This window comes from Enterococcus sp. 3H8_DIV0648, assembly GCF_002140655.1.
Lineage (GTDB): Bacteria > Bacillota > Bacilli > Lactobacillales > Enterococcaceae > Enterococcus_A > Enterococcus_A hulanensis.
Genome location: NZ_NGLG01000002.1, coordinates 1,196,040 through 1,200,242, shown reverse-complemented (window position 1 = coordinate 1,200,242; position 4,203 = coordinate 1,196,040). Strand labels below are relative to the sequence as shown.

1 protein-coding gene is annotated in these 4,203 nt (G+C 41.4%); it reads right to left on the bottom strand.

The genetic code is table 11. The features are described 5' to 3' along the window. Window positions 1–346: 346 nt before the first annotated feature. Entirely contained in the window at window positions 347–3,907 is a 3,561-nt protein-coding gene (locus A5875_RS21945; protein WP_088935679.1) for a hypothetical protein, read from the bottom strand. Window positions 3,908–4,203 lie beyond the last annotated feature (296 nt).

Sequence of the window (4,203 nt, the reverse complement as noted above, 5' to 3'; positions counted from 1 at the left end):
GTGTATACATTTGTCAATAAACAGTCGTTTCAGCTATTCAAACAATTTTGCTGTTTTTATTATTGTTCGTACTCTTTCCAGGATGGATAAATTATCGAAAGTATCTGAACTCATATTTTTCTCTTAATCCTCCTGTTCAAGAACTTCATTAATAGGGGAAATTTTTTTGCCATAGCCCAAACCACTACACAAAAAGCCACGTATACTTTCCGCGATAACAAAATCGTAGATAGCATACGTGGGAATTTTTAAAAGAATGTTGCGCTCTTGCCCACTCCCTTCCTGTAAAGAGCATTCTGCGTCTTTTTTCTTTTACTAGTCATTGATCCGCTGGCTCAATCTTATTTTATACTTCATCTCTTTTCGTTTTCTTCCAATAGATAGCTACTACTGTGAGTATCAAGATTCCGGCAAGCATCATGCCGTAAACTTTTTTCTCTCCTGCTTTTAGTAAAGTTCTAGGATATGTTTTTCCAGTTTTTTTCTGCGCAGGAACTGATTTTTTTAGCTGTCCCGTTGGCGTCTTCGAGGTCGGTTTCCCGGCTGAAGGTTGCGATTTCGATTGCGACTTGGGTTTCGGTATTGGTGTTGGTGTTGGTTCCACTGGCGCTTGCTCGCTATCAGTCTTGATGACTTTCGCGATACTTTCACTAGCAAATCGTTGCTTGTCATTGCTGCTGGCGTAACGAATCTCATAGGTTCCAGCAGCTAGATTGGAAATGACGCCTTTTTCCGTTCCTTGATGCCAGCTTTCTTCGCCAACCTGTCTGTATTCCATGTCAGCTGTGACGCCTTTTAGCTGACCATCCTGTTTCTTCTTCCCGCTCTCATTGATTACTTGTACCACTTTTGCATCCAAGACCGGACGTGCTTTGACCGTTAACTGTTGTGGATCGCTAGTTAGACTATTTTTTCCATCTCCAACACGAACGATTCGGATGTCCTTGCCAAACATCTCTGGAGGAATTTTATAGGTTTTGATTCCTTTGACTGGATAATTTTTTCTATCAAGCGTGATTTGATACTCCGCTGACGCATCCAAACCATCTAGTGTTTCTCCTTCATAATTGACAGTCAACTCTGGTGTTTTCGCTTTTGGAATGCCTGCTTTGACTTCTTTTTTGATTGGCAGACTCGCAAATTTCTGCTCAGTATTGCTGCTGGCTTTGCGAATCTCATAGGTTCCAGCAGGTAGATTGGTGATGGTCCCATCAGCAGTCCCTTTTTGCCAATCGCTGGCTCCAGTCTTACGGTATTCCATATTTGGTAAAATACCTGTCAGTCTACCGTCTTTCGCTCCGGCATAGCTTTCATTCTCAACCGAAACAGATTTTTCATCAACCGTTTGGCGTGCAGGAATGACAAATTTCTGTATCTCGCTGGCAACTGCCACTCCCGCTTGAGCTTCAATATTGACATACGTCCATGTATCAAACATTTCTTCGGTAATTGACACTGCCAAATTTTCGGGTTGCGGGGCATTCACCCAGTGATCTACAACATACGATGCAGTCTTGTACTGCTCATTTGGTAAATAATTGACTAGCATTTCTCGTTCATAGTCTATTTTGATTTCTGGTTTGATTTTCTGGATCAATCCGTTAGAAAGATCTACTTCAACAATCTTACTGGCGAACATCCGCTGATCCTTGTCCGCCTTATACCGAATTTCGTAGACTGCTTCTTCTAAGCCTTCAACAGTGCCGGACTGTTCACCGATCAGCCAATTATTATCACCTTTTTTTCGATATTGCGTGTTCAAAAAAACATTTTTCAACTTACCATCTTTTGTTCCAGCTTGGGTTTCTTTGATGGCAGTAAAGTTTGCCGCATTAATAGTCCAACGTAAATCTAAATAGAGGCTTTGCTCGACAGAATCATTGTACTCATTCGAACGTGCTTTCCTTATAATAAACCATCGCTTTCCCATCATATTATCTGTGATCTGATAAGTATCACTGCCTGGCGAGATGGTAACGGATTCTCCTGTTTCAGTATGCGGTGGGAATGTTTCGACCCCCTTTAATTCATAGGTAGCCGCTGGATCAAGGTTTGTCAGTAATTCATTTTCATAATCGATCGCAATGCCCGGAGTTTCTTCAGTTATTAACCCAGCTTCAATCGTTTTCGTCACAACGCTACTGGCAAAAGTTTGACTATCATTGCTCGGTGCAATCTGAATCTCATAGGTTCCTGGGGATAGGTTTTCTACTGTGCCGTTTGTAGTTCCTATAAGCCAATCCTGATCACCCAACATTCGATATTGTCGATCCGAACCTACATTGATCAGTTTCCCATCATTTTTATTCTTCTCTGTCTCGTGTTTTACTGTGATCCCGGATTCTGGTAAATATGGCCTGGATTTGATTAATAAATCTTGGGGGTTGCTATCTTGTGTGGCTTGTCCGTCGCCTTTTTTGATAACCTTCCACCATCTATTTTGAAACATATCATCTGGAATTTTGAACGTGGTCGTTCCACTGACAGAGACAACATCCTGATTAAACCTAATTACATAGGAGGCTTGATCGTCAAATCCTTCCAATTGTTCCTTCTCATAATTAACCTTGATCTCCGGGGTTTCCTCTCTCGCTTTGCCCGGATTGATTGTCTTCGTGATGGTATTGCTGACAAAGACCAGTCCGGTATTACTAGCAAACATGCGAATCTCATAGGTTCCAGGCGCTAAGCCTTCCACTGTACTGTTGGTCGATCCCTTGATCCAACTTTTCTCTCCTGTTTTACGATACTCATAAGCTTGGTCAACCCCAATAAGTTTCCCATCATTTTGATCTTTTGCAGTTTCATCCTTCGCGGTCACCCAACCATCCGGCAATTGTTGTCGGGCTTTAATTGTAAGTTCCTGCTGAACACTATCTGGTTTTTGATCATTCGTATTTTTCTTGGTAATTTTCCAGACCTTGCTGAACATATTAAACGTACTATCTGAACCATCTGTGATCTTAAAGGTCGTTTCTCCACTTACTGTATATTGGGTTTTCGCATCGAATTTCACTTCATACGTCCCAGCAGGATCAAAGCCCTCCAGTATTTCCTTTTCATAATTAATCGTGATCGTAGGGATTTTTTCTCGATCTATTCCTGCTTTGATTACCCTAATGAAAGGCAAACTTTTGAATTGACTTTTTGACTGGACAGCCTTAAATCTGATTTCATACTCTCCCGGAGCAAGCGGACCTGTCCCAGTCGTATAGTGCGGCAAAACTTTCCATTCTTCTGTACCTTTTAGACGATACTCCATGTTCGCTCCATACGCACCTAGGGTTCCATCATTTGCACCTTCAGAGGTTTCATCTGATGAACGAATAAAGCTAGAATCCATCACCGGACGCTTAGGCAGCGAAAGCATCTGGGCATCACTATCCTCAGTGGACCCGGCAACACCTTTTTGAATGATTTCTACATTCTGTCCCAGCATCACTTCGACTAGCTGATATCCTGTGGTTCCACTGATCGGGATTACGTTAGAACCATATTTCAAACTATACATTGCGTCAACGTCAAAGCCTTCCAATCTTTCATTTTCAAAATCAATCGTAATTGCCGGCGTTGGAGCCTTTGGCAATGCCTGATCTGTTTGCTTAGCCACTGAAGGCATTGTTTCCTTCGTCGATTGTGATTCGGATGTCGAATTGGCTATCGTGTCTGATGGACTGGTACTTATTTGACTGCTGGTACTCGTTTCTAATAGGCTTGATTGTTTTGCTGCAGCCGAACTGCTAGTATTGGATCGTTGGACAGTTTCACTCACAGATTCTGAAGAAACAGTCTGCTGGCTTTGCGACGGCTCTGTTTCAGTTGTAGCAGCTAGAGTTAATTCAGTGATCGGCAAAAATTGGAAAAGTAAAATCAAAACCACAAATAATCTTCCTACTTTTTTCTTCATCTCGTTTCGCTCCTTATGAACTTCCATAATCTGACAAACGGTTGGAAACACAATACTTTTTATACGATTTTAGAACTTGAGTGCTTATGAAAAGGACTCGCTTTAAAAAAAATGTTCAATCGACTCACTTAATTTTACCGTAGGAAATAGCGAAAATGAGGGTTTCAAAAAACCATAAATCTCCCGTTTCCTAAAAATAATGGGATAATCAGGTCTCATAGAGAAAATGCAAACGCCGACTTTTTTGTTTAAAATAAACCCTAGATAGATGAGTCGGCAATTTCCCTAGTTAATAT

What these genes read in the sequence shown, in the direction of transcription:
- A5875_RS21945 (WP_088935679.1), bottom strand. Translation starts at nt 3,907, where the DNA reads ATGAAGAAAAAAGTAGGAAGATTATTTGTGGTTTTGATTTTACTTTTC.